At 68.6% G+C, this 20,068-nt stretch carries 22 protein-coding genes; 12 read left to right on the plus strand and 10 right to left on the minus strand.

Going from position 1 to position 20,068, the window contains the following annotated elements:
- Nucleotides 1–30: 30 nt before the first annotated feature.
- Entirely contained in the window at nucleotides 31–393 is a 363-nt protein-coding gene (locus tag VMT65_RS17065) for a hypothetical protein (protein ID WP_326309259.1), read from the plus strand.
- 82 nt (nucleotides 394–475) lie between these two features.
- Complete coding sequence (locus VMT65_RS17070) at nucleotides 476–1,183, plus strand: HNH endonuclease family protein (RefSeq protein WP_442790259.1); 708 nt, start codon at nucleotides 476–478, stop codon at nucleotides 1,181–1,183.
- Here the strand turns inward: VMT65_RS17070 and VMT65_RS17075 are convergent.
- Nucleotides 1,124–1,750: a TetR/AcrR family transcriptional regulator gene (locus VMT65_RS17075; RefSeq protein ID WP_326309260.1), complete on the minus strand. Its 627-nt coding sequence runs from the start codon at nucleotides 1,748–1,750 to the stop codon at nucleotides 1,124–1,126. The genes VMT65_RS17070 and VMT65_RS17075 overlap by 60 nt on opposite strands.
- 72 nt (nucleotides 1,751–1,822) lie before the next feature.
- Here VMT65_RS17075 and VMT65_RS17080 point away from each other — a divergent pair, with 72 nt between their 5' ends.
- Nucleotides 1,823–2,527: a methyltransferase domain-containing protein gene (locus VMT65_RS17080; RefSeq protein ID WP_326309261.1), complete on the plus strand. Its 705-nt coding sequence runs from the start codon at nucleotides 1,823–1,825 to the stop codon at nucleotides 2,525–2,527.
- Between the two features lie 37 nt (nucleotides 2,528–2,564).
- Here the strand turns inward: VMT65_RS17080 and VMT65_RS17085 are convergent, their stop codons facing one another.
- The 3 genes from VMT65_RS17085 to VMT65_RS17095 all read right to left on the minus strand — a co-directional run bounded on the left by VMT65_RS17085 (nucleotide 2,565) and on the right by VMT65_RS17095 (nucleotide 5,274).
- Nucleotides 2,565–3,398, minus strand: a complete 834-nt coding sequence (locus VMT65_RS17085; protein WP_326309262.1) for a sulfurtransferase — start codon at nucleotides 3,396–3,398, stop codon at nucleotides 2,565–2,567.
- Between the two features lie 64 nt (nucleotides 3,399–3,462).
- The gene (locus tag VMT65_RS17090) at nucleotides 3,463–4,668 is read right to left on the minus strand and encodes a benzoate/H(+) symporter BenE family transporter (RefSeq protein ID WP_326309263.1); all 1,206 of its coding nucleotides are present in this window, start codon (nucleotides 4,666–4,668) and stop codon (nucleotides 3,463–3,465) included.
- Nucleotides 4,669–4,746: 78 nt separating this feature from the next.
- The gene (locus tag VMT65_RS17095) at nucleotides 4,747–5,274 is read right to left on the minus strand and encodes an Lrp/AsnC family transcriptional regulator (protein WP_326309264.1); all 528 of its coding nucleotides are present in this window, start codon (nucleotides 5,272–5,274) and stop codon (nucleotides 4,747–4,749) included.
- Nucleotides 5,275–5,453: 179 nt separating this feature from the next.
- On the opposite strand from VMT65_RS17095, the gene pdhA reads away from it, so the two are divergent.
- Genes pdhA through VMT65_RS17110 form a run of 3 tightly spaced genes read left to right on the plus strand, consistent with a single transcriptional unit; the run spans nucleotide 5,454 to nucleotide 8,956 of the window.
- Nucleotides 5,454–6,533: a pyruvate dehydrogenase (acetyl-transferring) E1 component subunit alpha gene (gene pdhA / locus VMT65_RS17100; protein WP_326309265.1), complete on the plus strand. Its 1,080-nt coding sequence runs from the start codon at nucleotides 5,454–5,456 to the stop codon at nucleotides 6,531–6,533.
- Nucleotides 6,530–7,513 (plus strand): alpha-ketoacid dehydrogenase subunit beta, encoded by a 984-nt coding sequence (locus VMT65_RS17105; RefSeq protein ID WP_326309266.1) that lies wholly within the window; start codon nucleotides 6,530–6,532, stop codon nucleotides 7,511–7,513. Before pdhA ends, VMT65_RS17105 begins: the two co-directional genes overlap by 4 nt.
- A gap of 36 nt (nucleotides 7,514–7,549) precedes the next feature.
- Nucleotides 7,550–8,956: a dihydrolipoamide acetyltransferase family protein gene (locus VMT65_RS17110; RefSeq protein ID WP_326309267.1), complete on the plus strand. Its 1,407-nt coding sequence runs from the start codon at nucleotides 7,550–7,552 to the stop codon at nucleotides 8,954–8,956.
- Between the two features lie 13 nt (nucleotides 8,957–8,969).
- Here VMT65_RS17110 and VMT65_RS17115 read toward each other — a convergent pair whose 3' ends face one another.
- A complete protein-coding gene (locus tag VMT65_RS17115; RefSeq protein WP_326309268.1) occupies nucleotides 8,970–9,413 on the minus strand; it encodes an acyl-CoA thioesterase in 444 nt (147 codons plus the stop codon).
- A 41-nt stretch (nucleotides 9,414–9,454) separates the two neighbouring features.
- Entirely contained in the window at nucleotides 9,455–10,411 is a 957-nt protein-coding gene (locus VMT65_RS17120; protein WP_326309269.1) for an AraC family transcriptional regulator, read from the minus strand.
- Nucleotides 10,412–10,486: 75 nt separating this feature from the next.
- Between VMT65_RS17120 and VMT65_RS17125 the strand changes: the two genes are divergently transcribed.
- Nucleotides 10,487–11,344, plus strand: a complete 858-nt coding sequence (locus tag VMT65_RS17125) for an NAD(P)H-binding protein (protein ID WP_326309270.1) — start codon at nucleotides 10,487–10,489, stop codon at nucleotides 11,342–11,344.
- Between the two features lie 138 nt (nucleotides 11,345–11,482).
- Complete coding sequence (locus VMT65_RS17130; protein ID WP_326309271.1) at nucleotides 11,483–12,805, plus strand: MFS transporter; 1,323 nt, start codon at nucleotides 11,483–11,485, stop codon at nucleotides 12,803–12,805.
- A gap of 63 nt (nucleotides 12,806–12,868) precedes the next feature.
- Here the strand turns inward: VMT65_RS17130 and VMT65_RS17135 are convergent, their stop codons facing one another.
- Nucleotides 12,869–13,405, minus strand: coding sequence for a MarR family winged helix-turn-helix transcriptional regulator (locus tag VMT65_RS17135; protein ID WP_326309272.1), 537 nt, complete (start codon nucleotides 13,403–13,405; stop codon nucleotides 12,869–12,871).
- 59 nt (nucleotides 13,406–13,464) lie between these two features.
- Between VMT65_RS17135 and VMT65_RS17140 the strand changes: the two genes are divergently transcribed.
- Complete coding sequence (locus tag VMT65_RS17140) at nucleotides 13,465–14,904, plus strand: MFS transporter (protein ID WP_326309273.1); 1,440 nt, start codon at nucleotides 13,465–13,467, stop codon at nucleotides 14,902–14,904.
- A 47-nt stretch (nucleotides 14,905–14,951) separates the two neighbouring features.
- Here the strand turns inward: VMT65_RS17140 and VMT65_RS17145 are convergent, their stop codons facing one another.
- Genes VMT65_RS17145 through VMT65_RS17155 form a run of 3 tightly spaced genes read right to left on the minus strand, consistent with a single transcriptional unit; the run spans nucleotide 14,952 to nucleotide 16,854 of the window.
- The gene (locus tag VMT65_RS17145; RefSeq protein WP_326309274.1) at nucleotides 14,952–15,590 is read right to left on the minus strand and encodes a Type 1 glutamine amidotransferase-like domain-containing protein; all 639 of its coding nucleotides are present in this window, start codon (nucleotides 15,588–15,590) and stop codon (nucleotides 14,952–14,954) included.
- A complete protein-coding gene (locus tag VMT65_RS17150; protein ID WP_326309275.1) occupies nucleotides 15,590–16,408 on the minus strand; it encodes a maleylpyruvate isomerase family mycothiol-dependent enzyme in 819 nt (272 codons plus the stop codon). Before VMT65_RS17150 ends, VMT65_RS17145 begins: the two co-directional genes overlap by 1 nt.
- A complete protein-coding gene (locus VMT65_RS17155; RefSeq protein WP_326309276.1) occupies nucleotides 16,405–16,854 on the minus strand; it encodes an HIT family protein in 450 nt (149 codons plus the stop codon). Before VMT65_RS17155 ends, VMT65_RS17150 begins: the two co-directional genes overlap by 4 nt.
- 325 nt (nucleotides 16,855–17,179) lie before the next feature.
- On the opposite strand from VMT65_RS17155, the gene VMT65_RS17160 reads away from it, so the two are divergent.
- Genes VMT65_RS17160 through VMT65_RS17170 form a run of 3 tightly spaced genes read left to right on the plus strand, consistent with a single transcriptional unit; the run spans nucleotide 17,180 to nucleotide 20,040 of the window.
- Nucleotides 17,180–18,298, plus strand: coding sequence for a Re/Si-specific NAD(P)(+) transhydrogenase subunit alpha (locus VMT65_RS17160; RefSeq protein ID WP_326309277.1), 1,119 nt, complete (start codon nucleotides 17,180–17,182; stop codon nucleotides 18,296–18,298).
- Complete coding sequence (locus VMT65_RS17165; RefSeq protein ID WP_326309278.1) at nucleotides 18,298–18,615, plus strand: NAD(P) transhydrogenase subunit alpha; 318 nt, start codon at nucleotides 18,298–18,300, stop codon at nucleotides 18,613–18,615. Before VMT65_RS17160 ends, VMT65_RS17165 begins: the two co-directional genes overlap by 1 nt.
- 3 nt (nucleotides 18,616–18,618) lie before the next feature.
- Complete coding sequence (locus VMT65_RS17170) at nucleotides 18,619–20,040, plus strand: NAD(P)(+) transhydrogenase (Re/Si-specific) subunit beta (protein WP_326309279.1); 1,422 nt, start codon at nucleotides 18,619–18,621, stop codon at nucleotides 20,038–20,040.
- Nucleotides 20,041–20,068 lie beyond the last annotated feature (28 nt).

Genomic DNA, 20,068 nt, shown 5'->3' on the forward strand with positions numbered 1-20,068 from the left:
CACTTTCGAGACCGTAGGGAGGCCGTGAAGATGACGATTCTGCTCCAAGTGCTCGAGCAGAGCTTCACGCCCACAACTCCGTGGGAACGGCGGAAATTCACCTTCGTGGACACGACCAAGATCGTGGGGATGCGCCTGGACGGGCAATCCGGGGTGTGGCTGGATCTGTCCCGGCCCGGCGAGTCACAGCGCCTCGCCCGCACCTCCGATCCGCGCGACTCCATCACATTCCTGCTCAGCGTCTTCGCCAAGATCGCCGAATGCGAGGAGCGGGGCGGCTCATGGCTCATCGGCCATGACGGCGCACACGTGGATTCCATTGCGGCAACGCGATTTCCGCCGCAGCTCTCGGAAACCGCAGCCGACGACCTACTCGCACACGCCTGGTTATAGCCAACTCTCGGCGCACCCCTGAAGGGGTGCGAAGTTCGCATGACGGCCCGCTGCGGCGGACCGGGGCGGTATACGTAATACCGTGTGGCACAAGGGCAGAACCTTCCTGCTCCCGCTGCTCGGCGTGATCATCACTCTGCTCGCGGCCACGGGGTGCGAGTCCATCGGGCAGGTGACACCCGCGCCGGGCAGTCCCTCCCGTGCCCAGCTGGAGCGGCTGCTGGCCGCGGTACCGACCGTGCCCAAACGGCCGCGTCCGGGCGGTTATGACCGTGGCTGCGGGACTGGTCAGGGGTGTGTTTTCGGGCCCGCGTGGACCGATGATCACGATGGTCCGGGTGGGCACGACGGGTGCGACAGTCGCAATACCGTGCTGGCCCGCCAGCTCGGCGCGGTGCGCGTGCGGCCCGCGGACGGGTGCGTGGTGGTGTCGGGCGTCCTGAACGATCCGTATACCGGGCGGCGCATCGCCTTCGATCGATCCGATGCCAAGGCCGTGCAGATCGATCATGTGTATCCGCTGGCCGCCGCCTGGGATCTGGGCGCGTCCGGCTGGCCGCCGCCGGTGCGGGTGCGGTTCGCCAATGACGTGGACTTCAATCTGCTGGCGGTGGACGGAAAGACCAACGAGGACAAGGGTGATCGCACGCCGGGTGACTGGCTGCCGCCCGCGCGCGCCACCCACTGCTTCTACGCGGGCAAGTATCTGACGGCCGCGAACCGGTACGGGTTACCGGTCACCGCCGCCGATCGGGACGCGCTGCGCCGGGTCGCCCGCGGCTGCCCATAGCCTCGCGAAGTGCCGGTACGCCTGCTCGGCGGTCAACTCCTGGCCCGGATCGATGACCGATTCCATCAATCCGTAGAGGCCCCAGGACAGAAAGGTGATTCCAGCGGCAGCCTCGACGGGGTCCGGGCCGAGCCGGTCACCCAGGTGCTCGGTGAGCAGTTCGGCGTACATCCGCCGGATCGACCGCAGCACGGTCGCGTTCGCCCGGCGGCCGACCAGCGGCCGGTAGACCTCCGGATGGGCCTCGATGAGGCGGAAGAGGATCTCGATCGCCGCGAGCGGGGGCGGCTCACCGTCGTAGTCGGCCAGCTGCGCCAAAATCCGCATGCGCACGTGTTCGATACAGCTGACCAGCAGCAGGTCGTCCTTGTCGCGGTAGTGCGCGTAGAAGGTGGAGCGGCCGACATCGGCGCGATCGATGATGTCGCGCACCGTGATTCGCGTGTATGGCCGTTCGGACATCAGCTCGATGAGGGAGCGGTGCAGGGCCGTGCGGGTGCGGCGGACGCGGCGGTCGGCGGAGACATCGGAGCCATCGGGTGCGGTTCCGGGACGGATTCCCGTCATGTGTCCCGAATCGTATACACGCTCGGATTCTGCTTCTGGCCTGGGCTTTCCCACCCTTCGATGATGGATCGCATGAACTCGAACAAGCAAGTGTCCGATATCGAATCCCCGGCGGTGGGCGCGTTGATCACCTGGCCGCGCCGCTACACACTGCTCACCGACGTCTACTTCCTGGGCCGCGCCGGCAGCCTCATCCGGGAGCTCGCCGCCGCCAGCGGTATCGGTCCGGGCGAGAGCGCCCTCGATATCGGCTGCGGCCCCGGCAGACTCGTGAACGCGCTGGCGCATCGCGCCGGACCGCGTGGCCGGGCGGTCGGCATCGACCCGTCCGCCGAGATGATCGACTACGCGAGCGCACATGCCGCCCCGAACTGCTCCTTCGACCTCGGCGCTGCCCAGTCGCTGCCCTATCCGGACGACTCGTTCGACGTGGTCACCTCGACCTTCGCCATGCACCACATCGCCGAGGCCGAACGAAAAACCGCGCTGGAGGCCATGTTTCGCGTCCTGCGCCCGGGTGGCCGCCTGCTGCTGGCCGACACCCACCCGGCCACCGCGGGCCTGCGCGGCCTCCTCATCCGGGGCATGGCCCGGCTGGCCGCGCACCGCGCCGGGGACAATGGCCACGGCGCGGAGCACGAGCACGGCGGTGACAGCCTGTCGGCGGTGGATGTCCGCCGCTACCGCTCGACCCTGACCGACATCGGGTTCACGGCGATCGCCTTTCGCGTCGGCCCGTTCGCGACCGGCATTCTCACCGCCGTCAAACCCGATTGATCAGCGAAACCGAGCCGATCGGCGAAAACCCAACCGGTCAGGCGGGTTCGGTGCCGGTGGCGGCGGGGCGCTTCGGGTCGTTGGACCACTGCGACCAGGAACCGGGGTACAAGGTGGCGTCGATGCCCACCGTCGCCAGCGCCGCGATCTGGTGGGCCGCGGTCACACCCGAACCGCAGTACACCGCGACCGGGCCGGAGCCCAATCCCGCGAAGCGCGCCCGCAATTCCTCGATCGGCTTGAAATGCCCGGTGTCCGTGAGGTTCTCGGCCGTCGGTGCGCTCACCGCGCCCGGAATGTGGCCCGCGCGCGGGTCGATGGGCTCCACCTCGCCGCGATAGCGCTCGCCCGCCCGGGCATCCAGCAGCAGGCCCTGCCAGCCGCCCGCGCCATCGGCGTCGACGGTGGGCATGTGACCGGGGGTGAGGACGACGGTGCCCGGCTCCGGATCGGGCTCCTCACCGGAAACGATCTTGCCCCCGGCCTTTTCCCACGCGGGCAGCCCGCCGTCGAGAATGCGCACATCGGCGACGCCGCCCCAGCGCAGCAGCCACCACGCCCGCGCCGCGGCCATACCGCCATTGGCGTCGTAGGCGACCACGGTATCGCCGTCGGACACACCCCAGCTGCGCGCGCACTTCTGCAGATGCGCCAGGTCCGGCAGCGGGTGGCGGCCCTTGGCGGCGGACGGCGGATCGGCGAGCTCGGTCTCCAGGTCCACGAACACCGCGCCCGGGATGTGCCCGTCCAAATAGTGCTGTGGCCCATCGGGATCCCCGAGCAGCCACCGCACGTCCAGCAGCCGCACCCGGCTACCCGCCGTGTCCAGCAGCTCCTGAAGTTCCGCAACCGAGATCAGCACCGCGCTCAAGCCCACTCCTGTTCGCCGAATCACCGCATCAACAAGTCCAACCACCCCACCCTAGTACCGGCCCTCAGGCTTTGGCCGGGGGCAGGAACCAGCGCACCACCAGACCGGCGGTCAGCGCCCAGAAGGCCGCGCCGATGCCGAGCAGGCTGATGCCCGAGGCCGCCACCAGGAAGGTGAGGGCGGCGGCCGAACGGTGGGCCGCGGGGGTCAGCGCGGCCGTCAGCGCACCGGCCAGGGTGGCGATGAGGGCAAGTCCCGCAACGGTTTCCAGCACGCCCTTGGGCGCGGCGGCCACCAGCGTGACCAGTGCGCCCGAGGCCAGGGCGAGCACCAGGTACGAGCAGCCCGCCGTGAACGCCGCGATCCAGCGCCGCTTGGGATCCGGATGCGCCGACGGGGCCGCGGACAGGGCGGCGCTGATGGCGGCCAGATTGATGGCGTGCCCGCCCGCGGCCGCGCCGAGCACCGTGCCCAGACCTGTGACGGTCATGGCGGCGCGCCAGGGCACCCGATAGTCGAAGGTCTTCATGACCGCGGTGCCCGGAATGTTCTGCGCCGCCATGGTGACGATGTAGAGCGGGATGGCGACGCCGATCATGGCCTGCCAACTCCAGTGCGGCACAGTCCATTCCACGCGGGGCACCATGGCCGCGACATCGAGGCGGCGATGGGTCACCGCGATATCGATGCCCGCCCCGACCGCCGCCACCGCGAACGCGGCCAGCACCGACCAGCGCGGCGCGAGGCGTTGCAGCACCAGCCAGGTGGCGATGACCGGCACCACCACGGCCGGGCTCACCGGCAGCGCCTTCACCGGCGCGATGCAGATGGGCAGCAGCACCCCGGCGAGCATGGCCTGCGCGATCTCCACCGGGATCGCCGCGATCAACGCGCCCAGCCGCTGCCAGAAGCCGGTCAGCACGATGAGCGCGCCCGCCACCGCGAACGCGCCGACGGCCGCGGCCCAGCCGCCGGTGACCGCCCCGGTGCTGGCCAGCAGCGCCGCGCCCGGCGTGGACCAGGCCAGTGTGATCGGCATGCGATACCGGCGGCTGAGCACGATCATGCCGATCGCCTGCGTCACGCAGACCGCCAGCAGGCCGGACGCGGCCTGGGCCGAGGTGGCTCCCATGGCGGTCAGACCGGTCAGCACTACCGCGAACGAACTCGTGAATCCGACCAGGGCGGTGACGATTCCGGCCCCGATGGGCTGCCCGATGCCCGCTGCGGGCGGGCTCTCGACCATCGAGTTGGTGACGCTGGTGCTCATCGAGTCATCGTCGCGGTCCAGTCGCCCCGCGGTCAGCGGCCAATCCACCGAAACTGGACTGAATTTCGCAGTTCGGCGTCAGAACCGGTCGGCATCCGCTGCGGGTCGGGCCGAACCATTGGCGGCCAGCCGATCCAGCAGCGGGGTGACGCGCGGCCCGACCAGCGACCGCATGACCAGGGCCATATTCGTGCGTTCCACCCCCGGGATCTTCAGAATGCTTCCCGTCAGGCGATAGAGGTCGTCGGCATCGGCGGCGACCACGCGCACCGTCAGATCCGTCGGCCCGGTCATGCCGCAGACCTCGGTGACCTCCGGAACCTCCGCCAGCTCGGCTACCACCGAGTCGAGCCGATGCTGATCCACGACCACCGCCACGAAGGCTGCCAGCGGATAGCCCAGGGCCCGCGGGTCGACGCGGCGCTCGAAGCTCGACAGCACCCCGCTGGCTTCCCAGCGGGCGAGTCTGGCCTGCACGGTGTTGCGGGAGAGACCCAGCCGCGCGGCCAGTTCCACACCGGTCGCACGGGGGTTGGCCACCAGCTCCAGCAACAGGCGGGCATCGGTGGCGTCCAGCGGGGCAGAAACGGGCTCCCTGCTGCTCATGGGGATCAGTATGACACTCCCGACCGGCCATCGACCGAGCATTCTGCACAGTTCGGCGCGCCATACTTGCGCAGATAGCCAGCCGGAGGATGCTGTGTGTTACAGGACACACACCGTTTGCTCACGGGACACAATCCCTCGGCGCGCACGGTGTCACCCGGTGTCAGGAGGCGATATCCATGCCCGAGAAGAACACCTATCCGGTGCAGCTCGTACAGCCCGACGGCCGCCGCGTCCACGATCGAATCCACGCCCCGCTGGTCGCCGATATCGACGGTGATCGCCTGCGCGCCATGTACACCGACATGGTCGTGGCCCGGCGCATCGATACCGAGGCCACCGCCCTGCAACGCCAGGGCCAGCTCGGACTCTGGCCACCGCTGCTCGGCCAGGAGGCTGCCCAGATCGGTTCGGCCCACGCCCTGCATCCCGACGACTACGTGTTCTGCAGTTACCGCGAGGCGGGCGTCGCCTACTGCCGCGGGGTCGCACCCGAGGACCTCACCCGGCTCTGGCGCGGGGTCGCGCATTCCTGCTGGGATGCCGACGCGGTCAAGATGACCAATCCCGCGATCGTGGTCGGCGCGCAGGGTTTACACGCCACCGGCTACGCCTACGCGGCCCACCTCGAGGGCGCGGAGATCGCCACCATCGCCTACTTCGGCGACGGCGCGACCAGTCAGGGCGATATCGCCGAGGCGCTGGGCTTCGCCGCGAGCTGGTCGGCGCCGGTGGTGTTCTTCTGCCAGAACAACCATTGGGCCATCAGCGAACCCGTGCGGGTGCAGAGCGCCACACCCATCGCCCGCCGCGCGCTCGGCTACGGCATTCCCGGCATCCAGGTGGACGGCAATGACGTGCTGGCCGTGCTGGCGGTGACCCGACAGGCCATCGCGCACGCGCGTGCCGGTGCCGGGCCAAGTTTCATCGAGGCCATCACCTACCGCATGGGCCCGCACACCACCGCCGACGATCCGACCCGCTACCGCACCGATATGGAACTCGAGCTCTGGAAACAGCGCGATCCCATCGACCGGATCCGGCGTCTGCTGGAGCGAGAGGAGTTGTGGGACAGCGCCTTCGAGGCGGCGGTGGCCGAGCGCGCCGACGACGTCGCGGCCCGGCTGCGCGGCGCCACCCTCACCATGCCGGATCCGGAACCCACGGAACTGTTCGACCACGTGTACGCCACCCCGCATCGACTGATCGAGGAGGAACGCCGGGATTACGCCGCCTACCTGGAGGGAGCGGGACAATGAAGACCACGTTCGCCGGAGCCATCAACTACGGACTGCGCCGCGCACTCGAGGACGATCCCAAGGTCGTGCTCATGGGCGAGGACATCGGCCGCCTCGGCGGGGTCTTCCGGGTCACCGACACCCTGCAGAAGGATTTCGGGAACAACCGCGTGATCGATACTCCACTGGCCGAATCCGGAATCGTGGGAACGGCTTTCGGAATGGCATTGCGGGGACTGCGGCCGGTGTGTGAAATCCAGTTCGACGGATTCGTCTATCCGGCTTTCGACCAGATTGTCGCGCAGGTCGCGAAAATCCACTTCCGCACCCGCGGAAAGGTGGTCGCGCCCATCACCATTCGCATTCCCTGCGGGGGCGGGATCGGTTCGGTGGAGCATCACTCGGAATCCCCGGAGGCGTATTTCGCGCACACCGCGGGACTGCGGGTGGTCGCGCCGAGCAATCCGGCCGACGCGTATCTGATGATTCGCCAGGCCATCGCACTGGACGATCCGGTGATCTTCTTCGAACCAAAACGCCGCTATTGGGACAAGGCCGACGTGGACTTCGATCGTCTCGACCGGGACGGCGGCCCGGCCCTGGATCGGGCGCGGGTCTGCGCCAGCGGCGAGGACGCCACCATCGTCGCCTACGGCGGCACCGTGGCCACCGCACTGACCGCGGCCGATATCGCGGCCTCGGAAGGACATTCGATCGAGGTGATCGATCTGCGCAGCCTGTCCCCCATCGATTTCGACACCATCGAAACCTCGGTGCGCAAAACCGGACGATTGATCGTGGTGCACGAGGCCCCCGTATTCGCCGGGCTGGGAGCGGAAATCGCGGCGCGTATCACCGAACACTGCTTCTACCAATTGGAATCGCCGGTATTGCGCGTCGGTGGCTTCGACATCCCGTATCCCCCGGCTAAACTCGAGCGGCATCACCTGCCCGACCCCGATCGCATTCTCGCCGCGGTCGATCGCACGCTCGCCGCTTAGCCGTACGCTGCCCAACCGTTACCCGAAGGAAGCCCGGTGGAAGATCAGCAGCAGGTCCAGGAATTCCGTTTGCCCGATCTCGGTGAGGGATTGGCGGACGCGGAATTGGTGTCGTGGGCGGTCGAGGTGGGTGACACGGTGGCCTTGAATCAGGTCATCGCCGAGGTGGAGACCGCGAAGGCGCAGGTGGCCCTGCCGAGTCCGTACGCGGGCACGGTTTTGGAACTGCTGGCACAGCCGGGCGAGACGGTTCCGGTGGGCGCGCCGCTGATTCGGATCGGGTCCGCCGCCGCGGCGGGTAGCACCGGCACCGGCACCGGCACGACCGAGGAAGCGCCGTCCGAGCGCCAATCCGTGCTCGTGGGTTACGGACCCAGCAGCGAGCCGATCTCCCGCCGGGCGCGCGCCGCGAAAACCGGTGACGCGGCGGCCCCGGCGGGGCGGGCCATGGGTTCGGACGGTCCGGAGGGGCTGGGCTCCTCGGCCCCGGCGGGCCGTCCCGCCGCCACCCCGGCGGCGCGAAAACTGGCCCGCGAGATCGGAATCGACCTGGCCGCCGTCATCGGCACCGGCCCGCAGGGCGCGGTCACCGTCGAGGACCTGCACGGCATGCGGCCGGAATCCCTTGGCTCCAGCCATATTCCGATCCACACCCCGCCGCCCGCCACGGTGTCCGCGCGCCCCACCGCGGCCCCCGAGGTGCCGCCCATGCACCCCGCCGGCGCCCGCACCGCCCCGGCCGAGCGCGAGACCCGCACACCCATCGCCGGCATCCGCAAGCGCACGGCGGCGGCCATGGTGGCCAGCGCCCAACACATTCCGCAGGCCAGCGCCTTCGTGACCACGGATTTCACCGCGTCCATGGAGTTGCTCGAGCACCTGCGGGCCACGCCCAGCTTCACCGGCCTGACCCTCACGCCGCTGTCCCTGGTCGCCCGGGCCGCGCTGGCGGCGCTGACCGAGTTCCCGGAGATCAACTCCTGCTGGGACGAGGAGAACCAGGAGATCATTACCAAGCACTACGTGAATCTCGGCTTCGCCGTGGCCACCGAGCGCGGGCTGCTGGTGCCGAATCTCAAAGAGGCGCAGGGCTTCACGCTGCGCGACATCTGCCTCGAGATCGCCGGGGCGGCGGCCAAGGCGCGCGCCGGGACCGCCACCCCCGCCGATCTCACCGGCGGTACCTTCACCATCACCAATGTGGGCGTCTTCGGCGTGGATACCGGTGTGCCGCTGGTGAATCCGGGCGAGGGGGCGATTCTGTGCCTGGGCTCGATCCGCAAGCGCCCGTGGGTGCACCGCGACGAACTGGCGGTGCGCTGGGTGACCAGCCTGGGTCTGAGCTTCGACCACCGGATGATCGACGGTGAGCAGGGTTCGCGCTTCCTGGCGAGTGTGGCGGCGCTGCTGGAGGATCCGCTCACCCTGCTCGGCCGGGTCTAGCCCGGCGGCCGTTTCAGCGTTCGGCTCCGGCGGTGACCACCAGCGGTTCGACCGCCGCGCGGATCTCGGCCGGGATCGGCACCGGCTTGCGGGTCACCTCGTCGACGTAGACGTGCACGAAGGTGCCGGTGGCGGCCAGGTGCAGGCCGTCGCCGGAGTCACGGAAGATGGCCAGTTCGTAGCTGATGCTGGAGTTGCCCAGCCGAGCCACGCGAATGCCCACCTTCAGCAGATCCGGGAAGCTCAGCGAGTCCAGGAACTTGCAGGAGGTCTCCGCGACGATGCCGATGGCGGGTAGGTCCCGGATATCGGTGCCGGAGGCGTGAATCAGGTACGCGTTCACGGCCGTGTCGAAGTACGAGTAGTACGTCACGTTGTTCACGTGCCCGTAGTGGTCGTTGTCGGCCCAGCGGGTCGGCACGGGCCACAGCACCGGGTATCCAGTCTCCTGCGTCACCCCGCGACCATAACCCGCTGCGCCCGACGCGCGGGCCCCGGTCAGGCCGAGCGTTCGTCGGGGGTGGCGCGGTGATCGCGCGGACTGATGCCGTAGTGGCGTTTGAAGGCGGTGGACAGGGCGAAGGCGCTGCCGTAGCCGACCCGGCGGGCAATGGATTCCAGGGTGGCGTCGGATTCGTGCAGCAGATCCGCGGCCAGGGCCAGTCGCCAGTCGGTGAGGAAGGACATGGGCGGTTCGCCGACCAGTTCGGTGAAGCGGCGGGCCAGGGCCGCGCGGGAGACGCCGACCTCCCCGGCCAGCGAGGCGACCGTCCACGGATGGGCCGGATTGTGTTGCATGAGCCGCAGCGCCTTGCCGACCAGCGGATCACCGTAGGCGTGATACCAGGCGGGGGCGTCCGAGCGGGAGAACCAGGCGCGCAGGGCCGCGATGAGCAGCAGGTCCAATAGTCGGTCCAGCATGGCGCCCTGGGCGGGCAGGTCCTTGGCGGACTCGTCGACCAGCAGATCCAGTACGCGGGAATCGATTTCACCGCGCGAGAGCACCGCGACCGGCGGCAGCGCGCGCAGCAGGCGGCGGCTGGCGGCGGACTCGTGCTCGTAGGTTCCGGTCACCAGCACGGTCGCGGCGTCGGCGCTGGTGCCCCAGCTGCGCACGCCCAGACTCAGTGCCTCGCACAGCACTTCGCCGTCCAGGGTGGTGGTGACATTGCCGGGCTCGATGAGCACCTGCGGCTCGGTCGCCGGATCGTCGGCCATCGTGTAGTGGTCGGGTCCCCGGAAGATGGCGATATCGCCGGTGCGCAGCTGCCGCGGCGGAACCGGCTTGCCGCCCTTGGGGTCCGGCAGCACCCAGCCGCCGCCGCGCACCACCGCCACCAGGGTCAGCGGGGCTTCGTCGCGGATGCGCAGCGACCACGGGGGGTCGAACGATGAGCGCATCACGAACGCCGCTCGTGCGCGTGGTCCTTCGAGCAGGCTGGCCAACGCATCCATACCTGAAGACGATGGCAAATGCCCGAGCGCTTCTCAACCATGTTCGCGCTCGCCGAATCCCGGTGTACTCGATACATGATCACCGAAAACGTTCCCAGCAGCGCAAACACCGTTCTCGTGCTCGGCGCGACCGGAAAGACCGGACGTCGGGTCGCCGAGCTGTTGAGCGCGCGCGGCGTGCCCGTGCGGGCCGGTTCGCGCTCGGCCGCAATCCCGTTCGACTGGTCCGATCGCGGCACCTGGGCGGCCGCGCTGGCCGGAATCGACAGCGTGTACCTGTCCTACCAACCCGATCTGGCGGTGCCCGGCGTGCCCGCGGATATCAAGGCCTTCACCGCCGCGGCCGTCGCGGCGGGCGTGCGCAAGCTGGTGCTGCTGTCCGGACGCGGCGAGCCGCAGGCCCTGGAATGCGAAGCGATCGTGCGGGATTCGGGCCTGACCTGGACCATCGTGCGGTGCGCCTTCTTCGCCCAGAACTTCGACGAGGGCGCGTTCGCCGAGTTCCTCCGCGCCGGGGAATTGGCGCTGCCGGTCGGGGAGGTGCCCGAGCCGTTCGTCGACGCGGACGATATCGCCGAGGTGGCGGCGGCCGCGCTGACCGACGACCGGCACGCGGGAGAGGTTTACGAACTGACCGGTCCGCGATCGATCTCGTTCGGCCGGGCCGTGGCGGAGATCGCCGCGGCGTCCGGACGGGAGATCGTCTACACCCCGCTCACCCGAACCGATTTCGTGGCCGCGCTGACCTCCTCCGGCGTGCCCACCGACGAGATCAGCCTGCTCGACTACCTGTTCGGGACGGTGCTCGACGGGCGCAATTCACGGGTCACCGACGGGGTGCGCCGGGCCCTGGGCCGCGAGGCGCGCGATTTCGCCGACTATGCGCGCGCGGCCGCGATCTCGGGTGTGTGGTCGGTCACCGCGGACGCGTAACTTGTCGGTGCCCACGCCTAAAATGGGTGTCAAACAGGTTGTACCGCAAAAGATTCGGATCACAGCCCGGAGCGTCGACGAGGCCGCGAAGGGGTGAAGAACGGGGAGTTGCCGGGTGCACCCGGTAGCGTCGTATCGATGGCCGCTACGATGCCCGCTCCCCGGATCCGCAAGGCCCGCGTGGCGCTGTTCGCGGTGTTCGGCCTCAATGGGATGCTCTCGGCCGTCTGGATCGTGCACATCCCGGCCGTCACCGCCCGCACCGGCGTCACTCCCACGACGCTGGGCATGCTCATACTGCTCATGGCGGCCTGCGCCATCGGTGGCATGCAGGCCGCCGGGCCCCTGGCGGACCGCTTCGGCAGCCGCGCCCTCACCGCCACCGCCGCCACCCTGCTCTCCGTGGCCCTGCTCGGCCCCGCGTTCGCCACCTCCCCCGTCACCCTCGGACTGGCCCTGTGCGCCTTCGGTTTCGGCAATGGCGCGATCGACGTCTCCATGAACGCCCAGGCCGTCCACATCGAACGCGAATACCCGCGCCCCATCATGTCCGCCTTCCACGCCTTCTTCTCCTGCGGCGGCTTCCTCGGTTCCGCCCTCGGCGCGGCCGCCCAACACGCCCACTGGCCCCTCCACCTCACCTTCGCCCTCGCCACGGTCTTCGGCCTCGCCACCGTCGCCACCGCCATCCCCCGCCTCCTCCCCCACGAAGCGCACCCCGAATCGACCACCCCGACCGACCTCCACACACCCCCGCACGCACTCCCTACAACCCAACGCGATTCCCGGGCAGCCGAGCGCGACCTCCGCGCAGCCCAGCACTTTCCGCCGAGCCCGATCGAATCGGCCATCAGCACTCCACCCCCATCAGCCATGTCCGGTTTGTCCGATACGACCTCCGCACCCCGACGGGCCGCACGGAAAGTGCTGGTACTCGGCCTGATCGCGTTCGCGCTGCTGATGGCCGAGGGTGTGGCCGCGGATTGGAGTGCGCTGCAGGTGAAAGACCGACTCGGGGTCGACGCGGGGACCGCGGCCCTGGCGTTCACCGGCTTCTCCCTCACCATGACGCTGGGCCGATTCGCGGCCGATCGGGTCAGCGGGCGATTCGGCCGGGTCGCGATCGTGCGCTGGGGAACTCTCCTGGCGGCCATGGGTTTCGGGCTGATCGTGGCGTCCGGCTGGCTGCCGCTGACCGTCCTGGGCTGGGCGCTGTGCGGCATCGGACTCTCCGGCGGCGTGCCGCAGGTCTTCACGGCCGCCGGGAATCTGGGCTCGGCGAACTCGGCCACGGACATGTCGCGCGTGTTCGGCCTCGGCTATCTGGGATTGCTGGCCGGACCGGCCATTATCGGCTGGCTCGACAAGGTCGTGCCGCTCACCGCGACCATGGTGGTGCCGGCGCTCGCAATGCTGTTGTGCGCCAGAGGAGCCCGGGCGGTCGCCGCCCGACCCGACTAATCCGGTCGCCCCACCATCAGCCGCACCGCCCGCGCTACCCGCGCGGTGAGGTTGCGGCGTCGGTCATGCGGAGCGGGTGCCCCGTTCCCGCGCCGTCGCGCCGAAGTCGCCGATGATCTCGGCGTGGTCGAGGAAGGCGTCGACCATCCGGTGGTTGAGCACGGCGAGCGACTTCAAATCCTCGGAGCTCCAGTCCGAGAGCGCGTCGCGCATCCAGCCGCGCAGCACCTCGCGGATCGCCTCGACCGCGCGGGTGCCGGCGGCGGTCGGCCGAACCCGTTGCGCGCGACGGTCGTCCGGGTCCGCGACCCGCTCCACGTACCCGGCCTTCTCCAGGCGCTGAATCTGGCGGCTCACGTGTGGGGCCTCCACATCGAGCCGAGTCGCCAACTCCCCCAGGCGCATCGGCTCGTCCGCGTCGGCGAGCAGCCGCAGCAGCGGCACGCTGGCCCGATCCATGGTCAATCCGCACTGCACCATGGCCTGATCGTGGCGGCGAACCCGGGTCAGCAGATACGCGACGCGGGCCAGCGCGCGCTCTAGGTCGACGATGTGACCTGAGTCAACTTCGCTGGCGGTGGTGGCTTCCGATCGCGGCATGTGGTTATCTTACGAAACCCATTTACTTAATTTTGGTAAGTAAACCAAAGGATCGCCGCATGACTACGACCGCCGTCGGTCAGGTCGACGGGACCAAACCCGACGATCATTCGAAGTCCCATTTGGGTCTCACCCTGCTCGCGCTGTGTGCGGCCGGTCTGGTCGTATCGCTGCAGCAGACCGTCGTGATTCCGCTGCTGCCCCGCTTCATCACCCAGCTGCACACCGATGTCGCCGGTGTCACCTGGCTGTTCACCGCCGCCCTGCTGTCGGGTGCGGTTGCCACGCCGTTGCTTTCGCGCTTCGGCGACATGTACGGCAAGAAGCCCATGGTCATGGTCACCATGGGCGTGCTCATTGTCGGCTCGGTCATCTGCGCCTTCGCCACCACGCTGCCGATCTATATCGCGGGCCGCGCGCTGCAGGGCATCTCCTCGGCCATGATCCCGCTGGCCATCGGCATCATTCGCGACACCTTCCCGCGCGAAAGACTGGTCGGCGCGATCGGCATCGTGTCCGGCACCATGGGCGTCGGCGGCACCATCGGCCTGCTGGTCACCGGCGTCATCGCCGACCACACCACCAACCCGCACCCCGTCTTCTGGCTGACCGCGGGCCTGGGTGTGGTCGCCACCGTGCTGATCCAGGTGAGCGCCAAGAACAATGGCGTGCGCCACGGCGGCAAGCCCGACTACATCGGCGCGGCGCTGCTGGCCGCGTTGCTGATCTGCCTGCTGCTGGGCATCAGCGAGGGACCGCGGTGGGGCTGGGGTTCCGGCTCGGTGATCGGGCTGTTCGTGGCCGCCGCCGCGCTGGCCGCGATCTGGGTCCTCGTCGAGCTGAAGGTGGAACAGCCGCTGGTGCGGCTGCAGCTGCTGGTCGGACCGCAGTCGCTGTCGGCGAATGTCGCCTCGGCGCTGCTGGGCTTCTCCATGTTCGGCGCGTTCTCGCTGGTGTCGAACTTCATTCAGACGCCGCAGGACAAGGTCGGCTACGGCCTGTCCGGCACCGTGCTTTCCGTTGGCCTGTACGGCATTCCGAGCGCGGCGCTCATGACGTTCTTCTCGTTCAATACCGGCCGCATCTCGGCCAAGATCGGCCCGGCCTACACGCTGGCCATCGGCTCGGTCTTCGCCGGTCTGTCCATGGGCTGGCTGGCGCTCTCGCACGATCACGGCTACGACATGGTCATCGCGCAGATTCTGCAGGGCACCGGCTTCGGCATCGGCTACGCCGCGCTGGGCAGCCTTGCCGTGCAGCACGTTCCGATGAGCGAGAGTGGCATCGCCTCGGGCATCAACTCGCTGGTGCGCACCGCCGGTGGTTCGATCGCGGGCGCGGTGACGGGCTCGATCCTGACCGCGCACGTGCTGCATCTGGGACCGGCCAAGGTGCCGACCGAGAGCGCGTACGTCGCCAGCTTCGCGACCCTGGCGATCGGCGCGTTCGGCGCGGCGGCAGTGGCTCTGGGCCACGGCATTCGCCACAAAGGGAACTAACAACTCTCGTAACTCTCAGGGGCTTCGCCCCTGAAACCCCCGGAGCGTCAAATCAAGACCTCGGTGCGCTCGCCATCGACTACGACCACGTGGTCGTCGGTGAGCGCCCAGTGGGGGACGCCCGCGGCGACGTACTCCCGCACCAGTTTTCGGGACAGGCCCTCCGGGTCGGTGGGCGAGTCCAGGTGCGGGACTATGCGGCGGTCGACGAGACCCAGTCCGTCCCAGCGCGGCTCGACGCCGCAGGCGGTGCGCACCTCGTTCGGGTCGTCCATCGCCTCGATGCCGTGCAGGTCCGGGGTCATGACGCAGGCCCCGGCGCTGTAGCCCGCGTAGACCAGGACGTCCTCGGCCAGGAGGGTGCGCAGCGCGAGATCGGCTCCGCTGCGGGCGAATTGGGCGCGCAGCACGAAGGTGTTGCCGCCACGCACCCACACCGCGGGAAACTCGCGCAGTCGCTCCTCGACCGCGGCGGGGCGGCCGATGTAGTCGCGCAGGTCGAGCACCTCGGGCTGGAAACCCAAGCGGCGCAGGGGAACCAGGTCGCTGGTGACCGCGCCCTGCCAGGCCGAGGGCCAGGCGTCGCAGGCGTTGGCGATGACGGCCACCCGGCCCGGCTCGCCGACCATGGCGAGCAGGCGCTGCTGATGAGCGCCGAAGCGGTAGCTGGACAGGAACAGTCGCATCAGATGGTGAAGGCCAGACTGCGCACCAGGCGATGACCGAGGTCGGTGTCACCGGTGAGGGCGATCTCCCCGGCGTGATCGGCGGCCGCGACCCGGCCGCCGCGCAGGCGGGCGAACAGCGCGGAGTCCAGACCGATCACGACCGTGGCCGGGCCGTCAAGGGATTCGACGAGGCTGGCCCGACCGCCCTCGACCGCGAGGTGCAGCGACCGCGACACCGGACCGGTGATCTCGATGGTGATTCGGGAACCGTCCGGCGCACCGGCACCCTTGACCGCGGCCCGGCCCAGCGCCGGCAGCAGTTCCTCGAAGGCCGCCGCACCGCGCGCTCCGCCCTCGTCGACGGAAACGCCCAGCGCATCGGCGATATCGTGCTCGTGCATCCAGCAGTCGAACAGGCGAATGCGCATGAACCGGCCGTAGGGTGCCATGCCCACCGGGGTCGGCACGAGCTCGGCCCAGGCCTCCGGGGTGGTCTGCTCGAGCGCCTTCAATCGGCGGCCCGTGACATCCAGGAACCGTTCCAGCAGTTGCGAACCGGGGAGCGGGCGCAGCGCCGCGATCCACTTCTCGTTGAGCGTGCCGATCTCATTGCGAATGTGGTCGCCGGACACCGCCAGATCGGGGGTCGGTTCACCCAGCAGCATCGATTCGACGCCGATCACGTGCGCGAGCACATCGAAGACCGTCCAGCCCGGCAGCGGTGAGGCTGTGCGCCAGCCGTTCTCGTCCAGGCCGTCCACCAGTCGGGTAAGGGCGTCCCACTGGTCGGATAAGAGGGCCGTGATCTCGGCGCGGTCGGGCACCGTGTCGGTCATGAGGTGGTCTCCCTTTCTTCCTCGGCGAGCCGGTCCAGCCCGGATCGCAGTGCTGCGGCGGTGCGCTCGGTGTCGTGCGGGCGGCGCAGCACGAAACCCCGGGCGAATCGCAGGATGTCGCCGTCGTGGCGCGGAATGACGTGCAGGTGCACATGATGCACGGTCTGGAAGGCGGCCTTGCCGTCATTGATCAGCAGGTTCGCGCCGTCGGCGTCGATTCCGGCGCGGCGCATGGACTTCGCCAGCCGATGACCGAAGGCGAACAGCCGCGCGCCCATGGCGGGATCGAGTTCGTCGAGGTCGGTGGCGTGCCGCTTGGGGATCACCAGGGTGTGCCCGCGGGTGATGGGCCGGATGTCGAGGAACGCCAGCAGGTCGTCGTCCTCGTGGATTCTGGTCGCGGGTGCCTCGCCCGCGATGATCCGGCAGAAGATGCAGCCACTCACAGTGCAGACATTACGGCGTACAAGTGATGTGCGACACCCCCTACACGACCCCGACACGGGTCCAACTGGATACACACCTACCGGTTAGTAACTGCAGCGATATGTTCGTGCTTGTACACGAGGAGACCCCGGCCGAGCATGGAGTTGTCCGGTTTTCTCGCCACACCATGTGATGGGCATCTCGGCTACGCTCACCGCGGACCAGGTACAGTTGCGAGAATTCTCACGAACTTACCGCAAAGTAAGTTCGGCCCACCGTTGGACCGGTGATTCGGCCCATACCGACAGGGTGGCCTGGGCTCACCACGAGAAGGAAGTTTGACAAGTGGACACAACGCAGAGCGCACAGACCGCTGCGCCCCGCGGTGCGCGCGTCGGAGTGGTTCGCGAGACGAACCCGGACGAACGACGCGTCGCATTGGTGCCGAAGATCATTCCCGCGTTGCTGAAGCAGGGTGTGGAAGTGATCGTCGAGGCCGGTGCCGGTCTGGGCGCGTTGATTCCCGACGAGGCGTACGCCGAGGCCGGTGCCACGCTGGGCGATCCGTGGTCCGCCGATGTGGTCGTGAAGGTAGCCCCGCCCAATGACAATGAGATCGCCAAGCTGTCGGCGGGGCAGACGCTGATCGGATTCCTCGCTCCCCGCAATGCCGACACCAAGATCGGTGCTTTGAAGGCGGCGGGTGTGCAGGCCTTTGCCGTGGAAGCGATTCCGCGTATTTCCCGTGCCCAGGTGATGGACGCGCTGTCCTCGCAGGCGAACGTGGCCGGTTACAAGGCCGTGCTGCTGGCCGCCAGCGAATCCACTCGATTCTTCCCCATGCTGACCACCGCCGCGGGCACGGTGAAGCCCGCCACCGTGCTCGTGCTCGGTGTGGGTGTGGCCGGTCTGCAGGCGCTGGCGACCGCCAAGCGTCTGGGTGGTCGCACCACGGGCTACGACGTGCGCCCGGAGGTGGCCGATCAGGTGCGTTCGGTCGGTGCGCAGTGGCTGGATCTGGGCATCGACGCCGCCGGTGAGGGCGGGTACGCCCGCGAGCTCACCGAGGCGGAAAAGGCCGCGCAGCAGCAGGCTTTGGAAGACGCCATCAAGGGGTTCGACGTGGTGATCACCACCGCGCTCGTGCCCGGTCGCCCGGCCCCGCGGCTGGTGACCGCCGCTGCCGTGGAGGGCATGAAGCCCGGCAGCGTGATCGTGGATCTGGCCGGTGAGACCGGCGGTAACTGCGAATTGACCGAACCCGGTAAAACCGTTGTGCGCCATGGCGTCACCATCGCCTCGCCGCTGAACCTGCCGGCCACCATGCCGGAGCACGCCAGCGAGCTGTACTCCAAGAACATCGCCGCCCTGCTCGAACTCCTGCTCAAAGACGGTGCGCTCGCACCGGATTTCTCCGATCAGGTGCTGGCGGATTCCTGCGTGACACGTGAGGTGGAAGCCTGATGTACACCCAACTCTTAGCGAACATCGCGATCCTGGTGCTGTCGGGGTTCGTGGGTTTCGCGGTGATCTCCAAGGTGCCCAACACCTTGCACACCCCGCTCATGTCGGGCACCAACGCCATTCACGGCATCGTGGTGCTGGGCGCGCTGGTGGTGTTCGGCAAGGTCGAGCACCCCTCGATCCTGATGAAGATCATCCTGTTCGTCGCCGTCGTGTTCGGAACCCTGAACGTGATTGGTGGTTTCGTGGTGACCGACCGCATGCTGGGCATGTTCAAGGCCAAGAAGCCCGTCGCGAGCGAGAAGGCGGGCAAGTAAGCCATGGACAATCTGGTCAATATTCTCTACATCGTCGCGTTCGCGATGTTCATCTACGGTCTGATGGGTCTGACCGGCCCCAAGACCGCGGTGCGCGGCAACTGGATCGCCGCGGTCGGTATGGGCATCGCCGTGATCGCGACCTTCATCTCCATTCGCGACACCAGCAACTGGATTCTGATCGTCGCTGGCTTGGTTGTCGGTGTGGCGCTGGGTGTTCCGCCCGCGCGGTTCACCAAGATGACGGCCATGCCGCAGCTGGTCGCGGCGTTCAACGGTGTCGGTGGCGGCACGGTCGCGCTGATCGCGTGGTCGGAATTCCTGGATACCAAGGGCTTCTCGCACTTCCCGGCCGATGAGTCCCCGACCGTGCACATCGTGATCGCCTCGCTGTTCGCCGCGATCATCGGCTCGGTGTCGTTCTGGGGCTCGGTCATCGCCTTCGCCAAGCTGCAGGAACTGTTGTCGGGCAAGCCGATCACCGTCGGCCGCCTGCAGCAGCCGCTGAACCTGCTGCTGCTGGCCGGTGCGATCGCCGCGGCCGTGGTGATCGGCATCGGCGCGACCGACACCGGGGTGCCGCAGTACTGGATGATCGCGCTGCTGGTCCTCGCGGGCATCCTCGGCCTGATGGTGGTGCTGCCCATCGGTGGCGCGGACATGCCCGTGGTCATCTCCCTGCTCAACGCGCTCACCGGCTTGTCCGCCGCCGCAGCGGGTTTGGCGCTCAACAACACCGCCATGATCGTGGCGGGCATGATCGTCGGCGCGTCCGGCACCATCCTCACCAACCTCATGGCCAAGGCCATGAACCGCTCCATCCCCGCCATCGTCGCCGGCGGATTCGGTGGCGGCGGCACCGCTCCCGGCGCGGGCGGTGGCGGCGAGCAGAAGCAGGCCAAGGCCACCTCCGCCGCCGATGCCGCGATCCAGATGGCGTATGCCAACCAGGTCATCGTGGTCCCCGGCTACGGCATGGCCGTCGCCCAGGCCCAGCACGCGGTCAAGGAGATGGCGGCCCTGCTCGAGGCCAAGGGTGTCGAGGTCAAATACGCGATTCACCCGGTCGCCGGTCGCATGCCCGGGCACATGAACGTGCTGCTGGCCGAGGCCGAGGTCTCCTACGACGCCATGAAGGAAATGGACGACATCAACGGCGAATTCGCCCGCACCGACGTAGCCTTGGTCATCGGCGCGAACGACGTCACCAACCCGGCCGCCCGCGAGGACGCCTCGTCCCCGATCTACGGCATGCCCGTCCTGAATGTCGACCAGGCCAAGTCGGTCATCGTGCTCAAGCGGTCGATGAACTCCGGCTTCGCCGGCATCGACAACCCCCTGTTCTACGCCGACCACACCTCCATGCTCTTCGGCGACGCCAAGAAGTCCGTCGGTGCCGTCACCGAAGAACTCAAGGCGCTGTAGTAGCGGCTCTCCCACGAACGGCCCGTGT

The organism is Nocardia sp. CDC153, assembly GCF_035818515.1.
Taxonomy (GTDB): domain Bacteria; phylum Actinomycetota; class Actinomycetes; order Mycobacteriales; family Mycobacteriaceae; genus Nocardia.

Bases quoted from the DNA above. Each gene is read 5' to 3' on its own strand.
- VMT65_RS17065 (WP_326309259.1), top strand. From the start codon at position 31: ATGACGATTCTGCTCCAAGTGCTCGAGCAGAGCTTCACGCCCACAACT.
- VMT65_RS17075 (WP_326309260.1), bottom strand. From the start codon at position 1,750: ATGACGGGAATCCGTCCCGGAACCGCACCCGATGGCTCCGATGTCTCC.
- VMT65_RS17080 (WP_326309261.1), top strand. From the start codon at position 1,823: ATGAACTCGAACAAGCAAGTGTCCGATATCGAATCCCCGGCGGTGGGC.
- VMT65_RS17090 (WP_326309263.1), bottom strand. From the start codon at position 4,668: ATGAGCACCAGCGTCACCAACTCGATGGTCGAGAGCCCGCCCGCAGCG.
- VMT65_RS17095 (WP_326309264.1), bottom strand. From the start codon at position 5,274: ATGAGCAGCAGGGAGCCCGTTTCTGCCCCGCTGGACGCCACCGATGCC.
- pdhA (WP_326309265.1), top strand. From the start codon at position 5,454: ATGCCCGAGAAGAACACCTATCCGGTGCAGCTCGTACAGCCCGACGGC.
- VMT65_RS17105 (WP_326309266.1), top strand. From the start codon at position 6,530: ATGAAGACCACGTTCGCCGGAGCCATCAACTACGGACTGCGCCGCGCA.
- VMT65_RS17120 (WP_326309269.1), bottom strand. From the start codon at position 10,411: ATGGATGCGTTGGCCAGCCTGCTCGAAGGACCACGCGCACGAGCGGCG.
- VMT65_RS17125 (WP_326309270.1), top strand. From the start codon at position 10,487: ATGATCACCGAAAACGTTCCCAGCAGCGCAAACACCGTTCTCGTGCTC.
- VMT65_RS17130 (WP_326309271.1), top strand. From the start codon at position 11,483: ATGGCCGCTACGATGCCCGCTCCCCGGATCCGCAAGGCCCGCGTGGCG.
- VMT65_RS17135 (WP_326309272.1), bottom strand. From the start codon at position 13,405: ATGCCGCGATCGGAAGCCACCACCGCCAGCGAAGTTGACTCAGGTCAC.
- VMT65_RS17140 (WP_326309273.1), top strand. From the start codon at position 13,465: ATGACTACGACCGCCGTCGGTCAGGTCGACGGGACCAAACCCGACGAT.
- VMT65_RS17145 (WP_326309274.1), bottom strand. From the start codon at position 15,590: ATGCGACTGTTCCTGTCCAGCTACCGCTTCGGCGCTCATCAGCAGCGC.
- VMT65_RS17150 (WP_326309275.1), bottom strand. From the start codon at position 16,408: ATGACCGACACGGTGCCCGACCGCGCCGAGATCACGGCCCTCTTATCC.
- VMT65_RS17165 (WP_326309278.1), top strand. From the start codon at position 18,298: ATGTACACCCAACTCTTAGCGAACATCGCGATCCTGGTGCTGTCGGGG.
- VMT65_RS17170 (WP_326309279.1), top strand. From the start codon at position 18,619: ATGGACAATCTGGTCAATATTCTCTACATCGTCGCGTTCGCGATGTTC.